General features: G+C 68.5%; 16 protein-coding genes. 8 read left to right on the forward strand and 8 right to left on the reverse strand.

All coding sequences use genetic code 11. The annotated features are described in order from the left end of the window. Positions 1 to 3: 3 nt before the first annotated feature. From ACSFA7_RS11775 to ACSFA7_RS11790, 4 genes are all read left to right on the forward strand, one after another. Positions 4 to 1,239: a CaiB/BaiF CoA transferase family protein gene (locus ACSFA7_RS11775; protein WP_435499508.1), complete on the forward strand. Its 1,236-nt coding sequence runs from the start codon at positions 4 to 6 to the stop codon at positions 1,237 to 1,239. Between the two features lie 25 nt (positions 1,240 to 1,264). Continuing rightward, entirely contained in the window at positions 1,265 to 1,699 is a 435-nt protein-coding gene (locus tag ACSFA7_RS11780; RefSeq protein WP_435499509.1) for a VOC family protein, read from the forward strand. Positions 1,700 to 1,946: 247 nt separating this feature from the next. Beyond that, positions 1,947 to 2,327, forward strand: a complete 381-nt coding sequence (locus ACSFA7_RS11785; protein ID WP_435499510.1) for a helicase SNF2 — start codon at positions 1,947 to 1,949, stop codon at positions 2,325 to 2,327. A gap of 81 nt (positions 2,328 to 2,408) precedes the next feature. Further along, complete coding sequence (locus ACSFA7_RS11790; RefSeq protein WP_435499511.1) at positions 2,409 to 3,005, forward strand: hypothetical protein; 597 nt, start codon at positions 2,409 to 2,411, stop codon at positions 3,003 to 3,005. Positions 3,006 to 3,011: 6 nt separating this feature from the next. Here ACSFA7_RS11790 and ACSFA7_RS11795 read toward each other — a convergent pair whose 3' ends face one another. Further along, entirely contained in the window at positions 3,012 to 3,470 is a 459-nt protein-coding gene (locus ACSFA7_RS11795; RefSeq protein ID WP_435499512.1) for a CopD family protein, read from the reverse strand. Positions 3,471 to 3,567: 97 nt separating this feature from the next. Between ACSFA7_RS11795 and ACSFA7_RS11800 the strand changes: the two genes are divergently transcribed. The 3 genes from ACSFA7_RS11800 (at position 3,568) to ACSFA7_RS11810 (ending at position 5,457) form a co-directional block, all read left to right on the forward strand. Beyond that, positions 3,568 to 4,398 carry an isocitrate lyase/PEP mutase family protein gene (locus tag ACSFA7_RS11800; protein WP_435499513.1) on the forward strand — a complete coding sequence of 277 codons (831 nt, stop codon included), beginning with the start codon at positions 3,568 to 3,570 and terminating at the stop codon, positions 4,396 to 4,398. 16 nt (positions 4,399 to 4,414) lie between these two features. After that, positions 4,415 to 5,002: a uracil-DNA glycosylase family protein gene (locus ACSFA7_RS11805; RefSeq protein WP_435499514.1), complete on the forward strand. Its 588-nt coding sequence runs from the start codon at positions 4,415 to 4,417 to the stop codon at positions 5,000 to 5,002. Between the two features lie 62 nt (positions 5,003 to 5,064). Then, complete coding sequence (locus tag ACSFA7_RS11810) at positions 5,065 to 5,457, forward strand: RidA family protein (protein ID WP_435499515.1); 393 nt, start codon at positions 5,065 to 5,067, stop codon at positions 5,455 to 5,457. Here ACSFA7_RS11810 and ACSFA7_RS11815 read toward each other — a convergent pair whose 3' ends face one another. Next, complete coding sequence (locus tag ACSFA7_RS11815) at positions 5,458 to 7,146, reverse strand: hypothetical protein (RefSeq protein ID WP_435499516.1); 1,689 nt, start codon at positions 7,144 to 7,146, stop codon at positions 5,458 to 5,460. 57 nt (positions 7,147 to 7,203) lie between these two features. After that, positions 7,204 to 7,398 carry a DUF1127 domain-containing protein gene (locus ACSFA7_RS11820; protein WP_206176563.1) on the reverse strand — a complete coding sequence of 65 codons (195 nt, stop codon included), beginning with the start codon at positions 7,396 to 7,398 and terminating at the stop codon, positions 7,204 to 7,206. A gap of 89 nt (positions 7,399 to 7,487) precedes the next feature. On the opposite strand from ACSFA7_RS11820, the gene ACSFA7_RS11825 reads away from it, so the two are divergent. After that, positions 7,488 to 8,378 (forward strand): LysR family transcriptional regulator, encoded by an 891-nt coding sequence (locus ACSFA7_RS11825; protein WP_435499517.1) that lies wholly within the window; start codon positions 7,488 to 7,490, stop codon positions 8,376 to 8,378. Between the two features lie 4 nt (positions 8,379 to 8,382). Here the strand turns inward: ACSFA7_RS11825 and ACSFA7_RS11830 are convergent, their stop codons facing one another. The 5 genes from ACSFA7_RS11830 to ACSFA7_RS11850 are packed head-to-tail and all read right to left on the reverse strand — an operon-like array spanning position 8,383 to position 13,726. Continuing rightward, positions 8,383 to 9,030: an ANTAR domain-containing response regulator gene (locus tag ACSFA7_RS11830; RefSeq protein WP_435499518.1), complete on the reverse strand. Its 648-nt coding sequence runs from the start codon at positions 9,028 to 9,030 to the stop codon at positions 8,383 to 8,385. Between the two features lies 1 nt (position 9,031). Then, the gene (locus ACSFA7_RS11835; RefSeq protein ID WP_435499519.1) at positions 9,032 to 10,186 is read right to left on the reverse strand and encodes a transporter substrate-binding domain-containing protein; all 1,155 of its coding nucleotides are present in this window, start codon (positions 10,184 to 10,186) and stop codon (positions 9,032 to 9,034) included. Between the two features lie 36 nt (positions 10,187 to 10,222). Further along, positions 10,223 to 11,857 (reverse strand): nitric oxide reductase activation protein NorD, encoded by a 1,635-nt coding sequence (locus ACSFA7_RS11840; RefSeq protein WP_435499520.1) that lies wholly within the window; start codon positions 11,855 to 11,857, stop codon positions 10,223 to 10,225. After that, positions 11,854 to 12,672, reverse strand: a complete 819-nt coding sequence (locus ACSFA7_RS11845; RefSeq protein WP_435499521.1) for a CbbQ/NirQ/NorQ/GpvN family protein — start codon at positions 12,670 to 12,672, stop codon at positions 11,854 to 11,856. Before ACSFA7_RS11845 ends, ACSFA7_RS11840 begins: the two co-directional genes overlap by 4 nt. A 16-nt stretch (positions 12,673 to 12,688) precedes the next feature. Further along, positions 12,689 to 13,726 carry an aliphatic amidase gene (locus ACSFA7_RS11850; RefSeq protein ID WP_435499522.1) on the reverse strand — a complete coding sequence of 346 codons (1,038 nt, stop codon included), beginning with the start codon at positions 13,724 to 13,726 and terminating at the stop codon, positions 12,689 to 12,691. Positions 13,727 to 13,767: the final 41 nt, after the last annotated feature.

The raw sequence follows: 13,767 nt of genomic DNA on the forward strand, positions 1-13,767 counted from the left end.
AGAATGACCAAGCCCGCAGCCCTGGACGGCATCAAGGTCCTGGATCTGTCCCGCGTGCTCGCGGGCCCGTGGTGCACGCAGATCCTCGCGGACCTGGGTGCCGACGTCGTCAAGATCGAGCGCCCCGGCGTGGGCGACGACACGCGCACCTGGGGCCCGCCGTTCATCAAGGACGCGGACGGCAATGACACCGACCAGGCCAGCTACTTCACCGCCTGCAACCGCAACAAGCGCTCGGTCACGGTCGACATGGCCACGCCCGAAGGGCAGGCGCTGCTGCAGCAGATGGCGGCGCAGGCCGACATCGTGGTGGAGAACTTCAAGACCGGGGGCCTGAAGCAATACGGCCTCGACCAGGAAAGCCTGCGCGCGGCCAACCCACGCCTCATCTACTGCAGCGTGACTGGCTTCGGCCACGACGGTCCGTACGCCGAGCGGGCGGGCTATGACCTGATGATCCAGGCCATGACCGGCATGATGAGCATCACCGGCCGTCCCGACGACGTGCCCGGCGGCGGCCCGCTGCGCGTGGGCGTGGCGCTCACCGACCTGTTCACCGGCGTCTACGCGAGCACCGCGATCCTCGCGGCGCTGCAGGTGCGCGACCGCACCGGCGAAGGCCAGCACATCGACATGGCGCTGCTCGACGTAGGCATGGCCATCCTCGCCAACCAGGCGAGCGCTTTTCTCAACACCGGCAAGGCGCCGCAGCGACAGGGCAACACGCACCCGAGCCTTGCGCCCTACCAGGACTTTCCGACGCTCGACGGCGCGATGCTGCTGGCCATCGGCAACAACGGCCAGTTCGCGCGTTTCTGCGAAGCGGCCGGTCACGCGGAATGGGCGGCCGATGCACGCTTTGCGACCAACACGCTGCGCGTGAAGCACCGCGGCGTGCTCATTCCGATGATGGAAGAGCTCACCCGCACCCGCAGCACCGCCGATTGGGTCACGCTGCTCGAGGACAAGGCCGTGCCCTGCGGCCCGATCAACGACATCGCGCAGGCCTTCGACGATGCGCAGGTCAAGGCGCGCGGCTTGGCGGTCACGCTGCCGCGCGATGCGGGCGACGGCATCGCGAGCATCACCGGCGTGGCGAGCCCGCTGCGCCTCTCGGTCACGCCGCCCGTGCTGCGCCATGCGCCGCCGGCGCTCGGGCAGCACACGCGCGAGGTGCTCGCCGAGTTCGGCATCGACGCCGCGCGGTTCGACGCGCTGCGCTCGGCGGGCGTGGTCTGAACCCCATGTAGAAAGGACGCACGCGATGACCGACAGCACGACGCACAGCCTTCCGTTCTCGGTCCTGCGCATCGACCATATCGTGCTGCGCGTGAAAGATGCCGAGCGCGCGATCGCCTTCTACCGCGACGTGCTCGGCTGTGCAGTCGAAAAGCGGCGCGATGACCTGGGGCTCGTGCACCTGCGTGCCGGCACGAACCTCATCGACCTCGTGACGCACGATGGTCCGCTCGGCAGGCAAGGCGGCGCGCTCGCCGGCAAGGAAGGCCGCAATGTCGATCACCTGTGCCTGCGCATCGAGCCCTTCGATGAAGCGGCGATTCGCGCCTTGATGGCGCAGCACGGCGTGCCGGTGCACGGCGACGTGCAGAACAACTTCGGCGCCGAGGGCAACGGTCCGTCGATCTACATCGCTGATCCCGACGGCAACGGCGTCGAACTCAAGGGCGCGGCCGGCTGAGCGCCGTCCCTTCGTCCATCCCTTTTTCCGAATCGCAGCGCGGCCCGCGAGGGCCGATTTGTACGCCACTGTGTCCAGCCGGCGAAGCGCACACACGCGCATGCAAAACGGCCCGGATCCCGACACATCGCAGATACAGCCCGCCGATGTAATTCATTCATCGCCACACGGCATCCCGACGTAGCGATGAATGTCCCGACAGATCACTGACCGACTCACTCATTTACTTCTTTTGAAAGATACCGCCATGAAGACCACCAAGCTCCTCCTCGCCGCCGCTGTTCTCTCCGCTTTCGCCGTTGGCGCGAGCGCCGAGGAATACCAGGGCGTGCTGCAGTTCCAGTCGACCGCGAGCCGCGCCGCGGTGCGCGCCGATGCGGTCGTTGCATCGCACAGCCCCGACCAGTACGCCGAAGGCGCATCAGCCGGCGTGCCCGTCGCCATCGCGAGCGCCACCGATCGCGCCGCGGTGCGCACGCAGGCCGTCGCCGCCGCCCGCGCCGGCGACCTGTATGCCGAGGCCGCGTCGGCTGGCACCGTGCCGCGCCTGTCGAGCACGCTCGACCGCGCCACGGTGCGCGCCCAGGCCGTTGCCGTTGCGCACGGCATCGACACGCTCGGGCTGTAAGCCGATTGGTGTCATTGCATCTCCATGCAGAATCGGACGCGTGCCCCCAGAGGCGCGTCCGATTCACGAGGGAGATCACCGATGACCAATCACCTGTTCGCCGCGCGCATTGCCGCGCGGCTTTCCTTTGCAGTCGGCGCCGCCGCACTGCTCGCCGCCTGCGGCACACGCCAGCCGGCGCCCCCCGAGCCCCCGCCGCCTGAAGCCACCGCGCGCAACAGCGTGGTCATGCCCGCCGTCACCTATGGCACCACCGCCAAGGGCATCCAGCTGAAGAAGGAAGACGACGCGTGCGACGTTCCCGCGTCGCTCAAGCAGGCCGTGCAGGACCAGTTGCTCGAACCCTACGAATACCTTCTTGTTCCGCCGCCGGCCGCCAACGCGGAGGGCGCGCCAGTCCTCAAGGTCGAGATCACCGACCTGCTGGCCAATGCAGGCGGCCTCTACGGTGGCCCGAAGATCGTGCAGCTGCGCGGCACGCTGGAACGCAAGGGCGAAGCGCCCGCGCGCTTCACCGCCGAACGCCAGATGTTCATCTACTTCGGCATGCCGCGCAGCACCTGCAGCATGGTCGGCGTGGTGACCTATGCATTGGGCGAAGACATCGCGAAGTGGCTGCAAAAGCCGGTCGACGGCGCCCTGCTCGGCGAACTGGGCAGCGCCTCCAGCAAGCGCTGAGAGGCGTTAGCCCGCGCGTCCGATGGTCGCGACGGCGAACACCACCACGCCGAGCGCGAGGTTCAGGCTCACCAGCTTGCGCACCGTGTTGAGCCGCGCGGCCGCCACCGGCCACGCGCTCTCTTCGACCGCGCGGCGCAGCGCCTTGAACACCGAGGCGCGGATGTACACGTAGATGCCGGTCATCACGATGGCGATGCTCATCATCGCCTCGATGCGCCAGTGCAGGCCGCGAAAGCCGCCCGTCAGCAGGATCATCGCGACGCCGCTCACGAACAGCAGCGTGACGGACGCGTCCACCCCCACGAAGAAACGCCGCAGCGCCGCGGCCATGGTGCGCAGGCGCAGCGGCGGCTCCAGCGTGGCGACGGCGGCGGGGCGCACCGCGAAATGCATCGTGGCCATGCCGCCGACCCAGAAGGCGGCGGCGACGAGGTGAATGAAAAGCAGGATGGCGTAGGGCATGGGGGTCGATCAGAACACCGAAGGGCGCGAGCGCGCAACATCCGCGCCGTTGCGTTAAAACCCATCCTCCGCACAAAGCAAGAAAGATGAGGCCCCCATGACCCGCACCGTCGCCCAGAAACGCGCTGACTTCCGCGCGCTCCACGAACAAGGCTGCTTCGTCATCCCCAACCCCTGGGACACGGGCAGCGCGCGCTACCTGCAGGGCCTGGGCTTCAAGGCGCTGGCCACCACGAGCTCGGGCCATGCGTGGTCGCAGGGCCTGGCCGACGGTGCGCAATCGCGCGACACCGTGCTTGCCCACCTGCGCGACATCGTGGCCGCCACCGACCTGCCTGTGAACGCGGACTTCGAGAACGGCTTCGCCTCCGATGCGCAGGGCGTGGCCGAGAGCGTGCGCCTGGCGGTCGAGACCGGCGTGGCGGGCCTGTCGATCGAGGATTCGACAGGCGACGCGGCGAATCCGCTCTTTCCCATCGACGTTGCGGTCGAGCGCCTGCGCGCCGCGCGCCAGGCCATCGATGCGGCGGGCGGCGACACCTTGCTCGTGGGGCGCGCCGAGAACTTCTTCGCGGGCCGGCCGGACCTGGACGACACCATCGCGCGGCTCAAGGCCTATGCGGAGGCCGGGGCCGACTGCCTTTATGCGCCCGGCATCAAGACGCGCGAGCAGATCGCTGCCGTGGTCGCGGCCGTGGCACCGAAGCCCGTCAACCTGCTGGTCGGCGGAGTGAGCGAACTCACCATGAAGGACATCGCCGATCTCGGTGTGCGGCGCGTCAGCGTGGGCGGCGGACTCGCGCGCGCGGCATGGGGCGGCTTCGATCGCGCGGCGCGCGCGCTCGCCGAACACGGACGCTTCGACGGCTTCGAGGGGGCCGCCGCGGGTGCGGATCTCAATGGGTTCTTCGGCCGTTTCTCCAGTTAGCGGACCGGGCGGCGCCATGGACGCGCTGCTCACGGAAATCCGCAACTGCCGCGCCTGCGCCGCGCACCTGCCGCTCGGGCCGCGTCCCGTCGTGCAGGCCAGCGCCACGGCCCGCCTGCTGCTCGTCGGCCAGGCGCCGAGCATGACGGTGCACACCACCGGTGTGCCGTGGAACGACAAGAGCGGCGAGCAATTGCGCCGCTGGCTCGGCATCGACCGCGAGGTGTTCTACGACGCCGCGCGCGTCGCGCTCATGCCGATGGGCTTCTGCTACCCCGGCCGCGGCACCAGCGGCGACCTGCCGCCGCGCAGGGAGTGCGCCGAACTCTGGCAGGCGCGCCTGCTCGCAGAGATGAAGCAGGTCGAGCTCACGCTGTTGATCGGCCAGTACGCGCAGCGCCACTTTCTCGGCGAGACGCGCAAGGCCGGCGTCACCGAGACCGTCGAGGCCTTTGCGGAGTACGCACCGCGCTTCATCCCGCTGCCGCATCCGTCGCCGCGCAACACGGGCTGGTTCAAGCACCACCCGTGGTTCGAGAGCGATGTGCTCCCCGTGCTGCGCGAGCGCGTGCGGCAGGCGCTCGCGCCATCCTTCGTTCCATAGCGAAGCGAGGCGGCGCCGCGGCCGGCATCATCGAACGCATCTCTTTGCAGAAAGCCGCGTTCATGAAGAAAGAAGTCATCCGTGTCGAGCCCCTGTCGACCTACCTGGACAACCTGAAGGCGCCGACTTCAGTCGTCACACGGCATGGCGACACGGTCTATGTGTCGGGCCTCCCGCCGTTCGACCCGGCCACAGGCCGGGTGGCCGACGCGCCGATCGAGCGCCAGACTGAAATCGTGCTGGACCAGCTCAAGCTTTGCCTGGAGACGGCCGGCTCTTCGCTCGACAACGTGCTCAAGTGCAACGTGTATTGCACTTCGGTCGAGAAGTTCGCGGCCGTCAATGCGATCTACGCGCGCTACTTTCCGAAAGACCCGCCCGCGCGCATCTTCGTCTGCGTGCCCGCGTGGTTCGGGCCGTTCGACATCGAGATCGACTGCATCGCCGCCTGCTGATCAGCGGGCCGGGTGCGCGGCCTTCTTGCGTGCGCTGGGCCGCCGTGGCGGTTTCGCTTCCAGCACCAGTTCCGCGGGCAGCGTGTCGTTCCACGACTCGGTGAAGTACGCACGGTCGCTCGGCACGAGCTGCGGCAGTGCTTCGCGCAGCGCGCCCAGCGACTGCTCGGCCGTCTGCAGCTCGCCCGCGTGCGCCGCATACCAGGCGTGCTCGAACAGGAGGCTGCAATGCTGCAGGCCCGGGTAGCGCCGCCGCCCGGCCTGGTGATCGGCCAGCCGCGCCTGCGCCACATCGACCCAGCGCGCTGGCCAATGCGTGGCATCGAAGGCATCGGCCAGCGGCCCAGCGAGCTTCGAGATCGCAGCCGGGTCCAGCGGCTTCTGCGCGCGGAACTGCGCGAGCGTGGGTTGCTGCTCGGGCTTGCAATGGCCACGCGCGATGCGCATCAGGTAGATCGCGTTCCATGCCGAGCGCCCTTGCCCGTCGGTGTGGCCGCAAAGCCATTCGCTGAAGGCGATCCACTGCACCGCGCGGCGCGTGGTGTCGGCGTGACCGTCGTGTGCGAGCGCCGGAAGATCGGAGAGCCCCACGCGGTCGAACAGCCACGCGGCCATGCCCATGTTCGCGGCCACGTGCTGCGCCGCGTCGAACGAATGCGATTCGAAGGCCGCGGCCAGTGCCTCGCCAAAGCGTTGCAGCGACTCCTCGGCGAGCGCCGCGGCGGCCGGCTTGTCGTCGGCAGAAAGGCCGAGCGCGCGCGAGCGGCACACCAGCGCCCAGAGGTTGCACCACTCGAAGCGCACGTCGGGGTGATGCCGCAGCACCAGCCCGCGTGCCGCGTCCTCGGCCATGCCGCTCAGGAGCGACTGCGCGAGCGGCAGGTCGCGCGCGGTGTAGGCGCACCAGGCCGAGACGATGCATTCCATCGCGCCCAGGTAATCGTTGCCCGCCACGTGGTGGGCCAGGCGCTGCTTCTTGAGCGCCTGCAGTCGCCGACGCGCCTGTTCGTTGTCGCCGAGCCGGCGCCACAGCATCGCCTCGTTGAGCGTGACCAGTGCGCGCTGGAAATCGGTGGCGGCCAGCGTGCCGGCCAGGCGGATCGATTCCAGCGCGCTGGCCGGCAGCCCGGTCGCGCTGCCGCCAGCCGCGGATGCCACCGGCGTCATGAGCCGGCCCTGCCGCGCCGCCTGTTGCGAGGCGACCAGCTGCTTCCAGAACGCGGCGTCCTGCAGGTGCACCGCATCGGGCGGCGGCGAGCCGGGTTCCGCCGCACGGCGCTTGCGCGAGCGCAGGCCGAGAAATGAGGCCACTTCGGCGGCGGTGGCTGCGCGTCCGCCCACCAGCATCCGCACGCGCTTCGCCTCGGCGGCCGGCAGCCAGAACGGCCCCTGGCTGCGCCGCTCTGCGTTAAGGAAGCGCGGCTCGCGCTGCGTGTCCTCGCCCCAGCCGACCTCGATGTTCCACGCCTTGAAGTCGCGGAACGCGCGGCTCACGACCATGCGCAGCGTGCTCGCATCGGAGACTTCGCCGCGCAGGTCGGCCAGCCGCACCAGACCGCTTTCGGCGTCGTGCGCGTGCTGCATGCGCACCAGCAGCCAGAGCGACTGGAAGGCCGCGCGCTTGCCGTTGACCGACTGCGGCGAGGTGAGTTCGATGGAGAGCGGGGCGGGTGTCTTGAGTTGGGGCACGCCCCGGATTGAACCTCAAATTCCGGGGCGAAGGCTGAAGGCCGATGCCGCTTTCTTTCAGTGCCTGCTGCGGTCGATCAGCTCGTGCACTTCGCTTCGTCCGATGCCCAGGTCGCGCAGATCGTGGTCGCTCATGCCAGCCAGGTGCTGCGAGTCGGCACGGCTGCGGCGGCGCTGCGCGGCGCGGCGGCGCCAGTCGTGCAGGGCATGCATCAGGCGTTGATGAAAGGTCGAGGGCTTGGGCGCTGTCACGGTGGGCTCCTTGGTTGGAGCACTCATCTTCCGGCGCTGCGTGATATTGTGGAAGTTGAGATTCCTGAACCACACAATCAGCATTCCTGATGCGACAGCTCAACCTCGACCAACTGCGAACGCTCATCGCCATTGCAGACCTGGGCACCTTTTCCGCGGCAGCCAAGGCGCTGCACCTCGCGCAACCCACGGTGAGCCTGCACATCAGCGAGCTCGAATCGCGCCTCGGTGCGCAACTGGTGGTGCGAGGCAGCCGCAATGTCACGCCCACGGCCGCCGGCGCGGCGCTGGTGGAGCGCGGGCGCAGGCTGCTGCGCGACACCGACGAGGCCATCGATGCCGTCAAGCGCCAGACCGAAGGCCGCACGGGCCGCGTGCGACTGGGCACTTCAACTGGCGTGGTGGTCGACCTGTTGCCGCAGGTGCTCGAAGCGCTGGGCTCGGTGCATGCGGGCATCGACGTGGAGGTGAGCATCCTTGGCTCGTCCGAGGCAATGGCGCGGCTGGCAGCCGGCACGCTCGACATCGGCCTGGTCGCGATGCCCCAGCCGCCGCTGCGCGACCTGGTCGTCACGCCATGGCGCGACCAGTCGATGATGGCGTTCGTGCCGCCGCGATGGAAGGCCCCGAAGCGCGTGACGCCGGCGTGGCTCGCGGCGCAGCCGCTGATCTTCAACGACGCCACCACCCACATGTACCGCCTCACGATGGAGTGGTTCGCCGAGGCCGGCTTCGCGCCGCGCGCGCGCATCGAGCTCAACTACGACGCCGCGATCCAGAGTCTCGTTGCCGCCGGTTATGGCGCGGCATTGCTGCCGCTGCAGCAGACCCTCGACGAGGCACTCAACAAGCGCATGCAGGTGCTGCCGATCACCCCGAAGCTCACACGCCGCCTGGGCATCGCGCACCGGCAGCCGAGCGTGCTCGACGGTGCGACGCAGAGCGTGCTGAAGGTGCTGACGACGTTCCGCCAGCTCTGATTCGTCAGCTTTGACCGGGCTTTCGCGTGCTCAGCGAGAGGATTTCGTTGGCGTTGACGATGGCCGCGGCGATCTCTTCCATGGTCGTGCGCTTGCTCATCGCCTGGTCGCGGATCAGGTCGTGCGCCTGACCTTCGGAGACGCTGTGCGTCTTCATGAGGATGGTCTTGGCCTCAGCCAGTTGCCGCACGCCGAGCAGCTTGGCCTCGACCTTGCGAAGGCGCCGCGCGAGCGAGCGGCTTTCCTTGTGCGCCTCGCGCGCCACCACCAGCGCGGAGAGCAGCCCGAACGAGCGCACCGGCGAAGGCAGCACGGCCTTGGCGCCGATCTCCAGCACCGCCTCGACGATGGTCGGGTTCTCGTAGCTCACCACCGCGATGATGGCGGGCGCGTCTTCGCGTTGGGTCCACTCGAAGCGCAGGTTGATGAGGTCGGGTTGCACCGCCATGAACGCCACGTCGATGCCCTCGGGCAGCACCTGCACCGGCGGCCAGAGGGCCTGCACCTGGCAGCCGATGCGCTGCAGTTGCTGCGTGAGCTGGCGGCCGTCCGCGTCGTCGGGGTGGATCACCGCGATCTTCAGCAGGCGCAGCTCTTTCAGCTGCGGCGGCGTCACCCGCAGGGTGTGTCGCTTGGGGGCGGCGCCGTCCATCCTAGAGCTCCAGCGTGTCGAGCCTGGCCGTCCAGTCGCCCAGCGAGTGGGTGACGAGGTAGGGGTCCGGAACCACCGCCCGCGTGGCCTGCCGCACGATGGTGAATTGCCCGTGCGCATCGACCCGGCCGATGCGCGGGTAGAGGCAGGTGTGGTGATTCGCCGGATCGATCTTCACCCGGCCCTGCGGCGCATCGAACTCACTGCCCAGGATGTGCGGCAGGATCTCCGCGATGCCGTCGCTGCCCGACTGGCGGAACGCGTTGGCGAAGATGTGCATCTGGAAGTACGAAGCCTCCCAGCACAGATTGGGCACGCAGCCGTCGCCGAAGCGTTCGCGCAGGCGCGCCAGGCACCGGCGGTTGGCGGCCGAGTCGATCGACTGGAAGTACGGCGCCGCGGTGAAGTGCCCCGTGGCCACGCCGTGGCCCATCTGCGAGATCTCGGCCTCCGAGGTCGTGAGGCTCGAGATGGGCATGCACTTCGGATCGAACCCCGCCTCGGCATACGCACGGTACAGGCTAGCGGTGGAGTCGCCCACCACGGTCGAGAAGATGAAGTCGGGCTGCTTGTCACGGATGTCGTCCATGATCGCGCGATAGTCTTTTTCGGTGGCATCGAGCGCCACGTAGCGCTCGCCCAGCTTCTCGCTGCCCGGGCGCTGCATCACCAGCTCGCCCATGATGCGGTTCGACTCGTAGGGGTAGATGTAGTCCGAGCCGATCAGGTACACGCGCGAGCCGAAATTCGTGGTCATGAACTCGGCCAGCTGCACGCTGTTCTGGTTGGGCGCGGCGCCCGTGTAGATCACGTTGCCCGAGTACTCGAAGCCCTCGTAGAGGGTGGGATAGAAGAGCAGCTTGTTCCACTTCTCGATCACCGGGATCACCGCCTTGCGGCTGCTCGACATGTAGCAGCCGAAGATCACGTTGACGCGGTCCTGCACGATCAGCTTCTCGGCCAGCTGGGCGTAGCGCGTGGGGTTGGATTGCGGGTCGTAGCGCACCGCCACGATCTCGCGGCCGTCGACGCCGCCGGCTTCGTTGATCTCGGCGATGGCGAGCAGGGCGCCCTGCAGCTGCGACAGCCCGATCGTCGAGGTAACGCCGGTCTCCGAATAGAGAATGCCGACGCGAATGGGGTCCTTGTCAGCCACGGGGGTGTCTCCTGGATGTGTGAACCATCATTCTCCTCAGTTTGCGGCGGCCAGTCGTGCGCTCATGCGCGCAAGCCGCGCGGGCAGGCTGCGCGCATCGTCGGCGATGCAATAGTTGCGCCAGCCGAAGATGCGGCGCACATAGCCGTCGGCTGAGCCGTCGACCGCGATGCATGCGGTGCGCACGCCGGCCTCGCGCGCCTCGACGACGGCCATGCGGGCGTCCTCGATCAGGTAGCGAGGGTCGTGCACGTCGATGTCGGCGGGCGCGCCGTCGGTCACGACCAATATCGCGCGCTGACCCGCCGGCTCGGCGCGCAGGTGCGATGCGGCGTGGCGCAGTGCGGCGCCGATGCGCGTGGAGTAGCGCCCGCGCACCGCGCCGATCATCGCGCGCGACGGTGCCTGGAGCGGCTGGCCGAACTCGAGCAGGCGGTAGTAATACACCTCGGCGCGCGTGTTCGACGAAAAGCCGTGGATCGCGAGCCGGTCGATGCCGCGCGCGTTCGCGTCGGCCAGCATCAGTGCGGCTTGCTTCTCGATATCGAGCAGCGAACGCGCGCCGTCATGGCCGGGGTCGTTCACCGATTCCGAGAGATCAAGCAGCACCAGCACGCTGCTCGGGCGCGGCGCCTTGCCGGGGCGCATGAACAGGCGCGGGTCGGGGCGCAGCCGCAGGCGCCGGTCGACCAGCACTTCGATGGCGGCGTTCAGGTCGACGTCGTCGCCCTCCCATTGGCGGCGCAGGCGGTGCGTGCGGTCGAGGTGGCGCGCGCGGGGCAGGGCGAGCGGGGCGAGGCGCTCGCTGCTTGCCGATGTCTGCTCGCGGGTCGCAGAGATGCCTTGCCATGCGGGCAGCTTCTCGATCACGGTGCACCAGTCGGGGCGCAGGCGTTCGAGCTTGCGGTCCCATTCGGGGTAGCTGTAGCGACCCAGCTCCAGATCCGGTTCTGGTTCCGCGCCGCCTTCGGGAGGCGGCCCGCCATGGTCGGCAGGCGGCGGCCGTGCGCCGGACTGCTGGAGCGCGATCGCTTCGTCGGGCGGCGTCTCGGCGCCGCCGAAATCCCAGAGGTAGCTGTTGTCGTCGCGATACGGCGCGGGCACCACGTAGTGCTGCGGATCGAAGCGCACGCGCATCTGGCCGAGGTCGTTGGCGAGGATCGATGCGATGGCGCGGAAGGCGTCGTAGTCCTCGAGTCCCGCGGAAGCCGCCGTCTCGTCGAACAGGTGGCGCGCCTTGTTGACCCAGTGGTTGTCGTCCTGCCACGCGGGCAGCATCAGCATGCGGTCCATGCGTGAGACGAAGGCCGCGAAGCCCAGGTCCAGCGGGTCCGGCGGCGGTGCGAGCGATTCGGCGAACCAGCCGTGCAGGCCGGGAAATTCGCGCCGCAGCAGCCGCTCGACGCGCGCATCCTCGATGGCTGAGACGACCGCGATGCCCATCGGCTTGAGCGTGCGCGCGGGCCGTGCGGGCACCGAGTGGCGCAGGTGCGCGACGGCATGCGCGACCATGGCGCGGTGCAGTCGCGCGTCGGCGCTCGCGGGCAGCAGTAGCCGCCGGCCCACGAGCACCGCACGCGTACCGGCGCTCCCTTCGAGCGATTGCACCTGCACGTCCACGCCCGCCAGCCCGCGGGCAAGCAGGGCCAGCGACGCGTGGCTGTCTTTCATCCGAACTGCGCCTGGACGAACCCCTGCAGCGCGCTCGCCATGTCGGGGTCGTCGGTGAGTGCGCGCGTCATCGTCATGTCGCAGCTGTCGCGCGGCGACACGCCGTCGCGGATCAGCACGCCCGCGTAGATCAGCATGCGCGTGGACACACCTTCGTCGAGCCCGCGGTGCTTGAGCTCGCGGGAGCACCGCGCAATCGCCACCAGCTTGGCCGCCAGCTCGATGGCAACCTCGGCCTCGTGGGCGACGATCTCCGCTTCGAGCGCGCTGTCGGGGTAGTCGAACTCCAGCGCCGCGAAGCGTTGCCGCGTCGAGGGCTTCATGTCCTTCGCGCTGCTCTGGTAGCCGGGGTTGTACGACACCACGAGCTGGAAGTCCGGATGCGCGCGCACCAGCTCGCCCTTCTTGTCGAGCGGCAGGATGCGGCGCGCATCGGTCAGCGGGTGGATGACTACGGTGGTGTCCTGCCGCGCCTCCACCACTTCGTCGAGGTAGCAGATGCCGCCGTGGCGCACGGCAAGCGTCAGCGGCCCGTCGTGCCACGCGGTGCCGTTCGCATCGAGCAGGTAGCGGCCCACGAGGTCGGAGGCCGTCATGTCCTCGTTGCAGGCGAGCGTGACCAGAGGCCGCCCGAGCGACCACGCCATGTGCTCCACGAAGCGTGTCTTGCCGCAGCCGGTGGGCCCTTTCAGGATCAGCGGCATGCGGTGGCGGTAAGCCTGCCGGTAGAGCGCCACCTCGTTGCCCGCGGGCCGGTAGAAGGGCTCGGTCTCGATGCGATAGCTCGCGAGCGGGTCGGGGACGGCGGCATTCATGGCGTGCGTTGCCTCTTCAGCGGTGCTTGGCCGGCTCGTTCGGAATGCCCTCGATGGGGCACTCGGGCGTGCCGACCGTGCTGCGCGTGAACGACTCCACCATCTCGCGCGTGCCCTCGGGGTCGTTGATCCACTGCGTGTAGAAGTTGTAGGGGCAGGCCGCCACGCCCTTGTCGCCATCGCCCGAGTTGATGGTGCCGGTGTAGCCGCGGTGCACGAGCTTGAAGAGGTGGTTCTGCGACTGGCCGTTCTTGCGCGCATCGCGGATGAGGCCCATCGAAAGCTCGGCGTAGTTGATGCCCATCTCCTCCTCTCCGCACTCGCCGAGCGTGCGGCCGTCGAAGCCGATGAGCGCCGAGTGGCCGAAGTACGAGTACACGCCGTCGAAGCCCGCCGCATTGGCCACCGCCACGTAGGTGTTGTTCATGAAGGCCATGGCCTTGGACACCATGATCTGCTGCTCCTTGGCCGGGTACATGTAGCCCTGGCAGCGGATGATGAGTTCGGCGCCGCGCATCGCGCAGTCGCGCCAGATCTCGGGGTAGTTGCCGTCGTCGCAGATGATCAGGCTCATCTTCATGCCCTTGGGGCCGTCGCTCACGTAGGTGCAGTCGCCCGGGTACCAGCCCTCGATGGGCACCCACGGCATGATCTTTCGGTACTTCTGGACGATCTCGCCCTGGTTGTTCATGAGGATCAGCGTGTTGTAGGGCGCCTTGTTCGGGTGCTCTTCATGGCGCTCGCCGGTGAGCGAGAACACGCCCCACACGTTGGCGCGGCGGCAGGCGTCCGCGAAGATCGCGGTCTCCTCGCCGGGCACCGTGGCAGCGGTGTCGTACATCTCCTTCGCGTCGTACATGATCCCGTGCGTGGAGTACTCCGGAAAGATGATCAGGTCCATGCCCGGCAGGCCTTTCTTCATGCCGACCAGCATCTCGCCGATCTTGCGGGCGTTGTCCAGCACCTCGGCCTTGGTGTGAAGGCGGGGCATCTTGTAGTTGACGACCGCGACGCCGACGCAATCGTTGCTGCTCGAAATATCACCATGTCTCATGACGTTGCTCCTGAAGGGTGGTTGAAGGGGAAAGGGGGAAG

Origin of the sequence: Variovorax trehalosi (assembly GCF_051216415.1) — a bacterium.
In the GTDB taxonomy this organism is placed as follows: Bacteria; Pseudomonadota; Gammaproteobacteria; order Burkholderiales; family Burkholderiaceae_C; genus Variovorax.

Excerpts from the sequence above, each read along its gene's own strand:
- ACSFA7_RS11780 (WP_435499509.1), top strand. The coding sequence starts at position 1,265 with ATGACCGACAGCACGACGCACAGCCTTCCGTTCTCGGTCCTGCGCATC.
- ACSFA7_RS11800 (WP_435499513.1), top strand. The coding sequence starts at position 3,568 with ATGACCCGCACCGTCGCCCAGAAACGCGCTGACTTCCGCGCGCTCCAC.
- ACSFA7_RS11785 (WP_435499510.1), top strand. The coding sequence starts at position 1,947 with ATGAAGACCACCAAGCTCCTCCTCGCCGCCGCTGTTCTCTCCGCTTTC.
- ACSFA7_RS11810 (WP_435499515.1), top strand. The coding sequence starts at position 5,065 with ATGAAGAAAGAAGTCATCCGTGTCGAGCCCCTGTCGACCTACCTGGAC.
- ACSFA7_RS11830 (WP_435499518.1), bottom strand. The coding sequence starts at position 9,030 with ATGGACGGCGCCGCCCCCAAGCGACACACCCTGCGGGTGACGCCGCCG.
- ACSFA7_RS11850 (WP_435499522.1), bottom strand. The coding sequence starts at position 13,726 with ATGAGACATGGTGATATTTCGAGCAGCAACGATTGCGTCGGCGTCGCG.
- ACSFA7_RS11840 (WP_435499520.1), bottom strand. The coding sequence starts at position 11,857 with ATGAAAGACAGCCACGCGTCGCTGGCCCTGCTTGCCCGCGGGCTGGCG.
- ACSFA7_RS11845 (WP_435499521.1), bottom strand. The coding sequence starts at position 12,672 with ATGAATGCCGCCGTCCCCGACCCGCTCGCGAGCTATCGCATCGAGACC.
- ACSFA7_RS11775 (WP_435499508.1), top strand. The coding sequence starts at position 4 with ATGACCAAGCCCGCAGCCCTGGACGGCATCAAGGTCCTGGATCTGTCC.
- ACSFA7_RS11790 (WP_435499511.1), top strand. The coding sequence starts at position 2,409 with ATGACCAATCACCTGTTCGCCGCGCGCATTGCCGCGCGGCTTTCCTTT.
- ACSFA7_RS11795 (WP_435499512.1), bottom strand. The coding sequence starts at position 3,470 with ATGCCCTACGCCATCCTGCTTTTCATTCACCTCGTCGCCGCCGCCTTC.
- ACSFA7_RS11825 (WP_435499517.1), top strand. The coding sequence starts at position 7,488 with ATGCGACAGCTCAACCTCGACCAACTGCGAACGCTCATCGCCATTGCA.
- ACSFA7_RS11805 (WP_435499514.1), top strand. The coding sequence starts at position 4,415 with ATGGACGCGCTGCTCACGGAAATCCGCAACTGCCGCGCCTGCGCCGCG.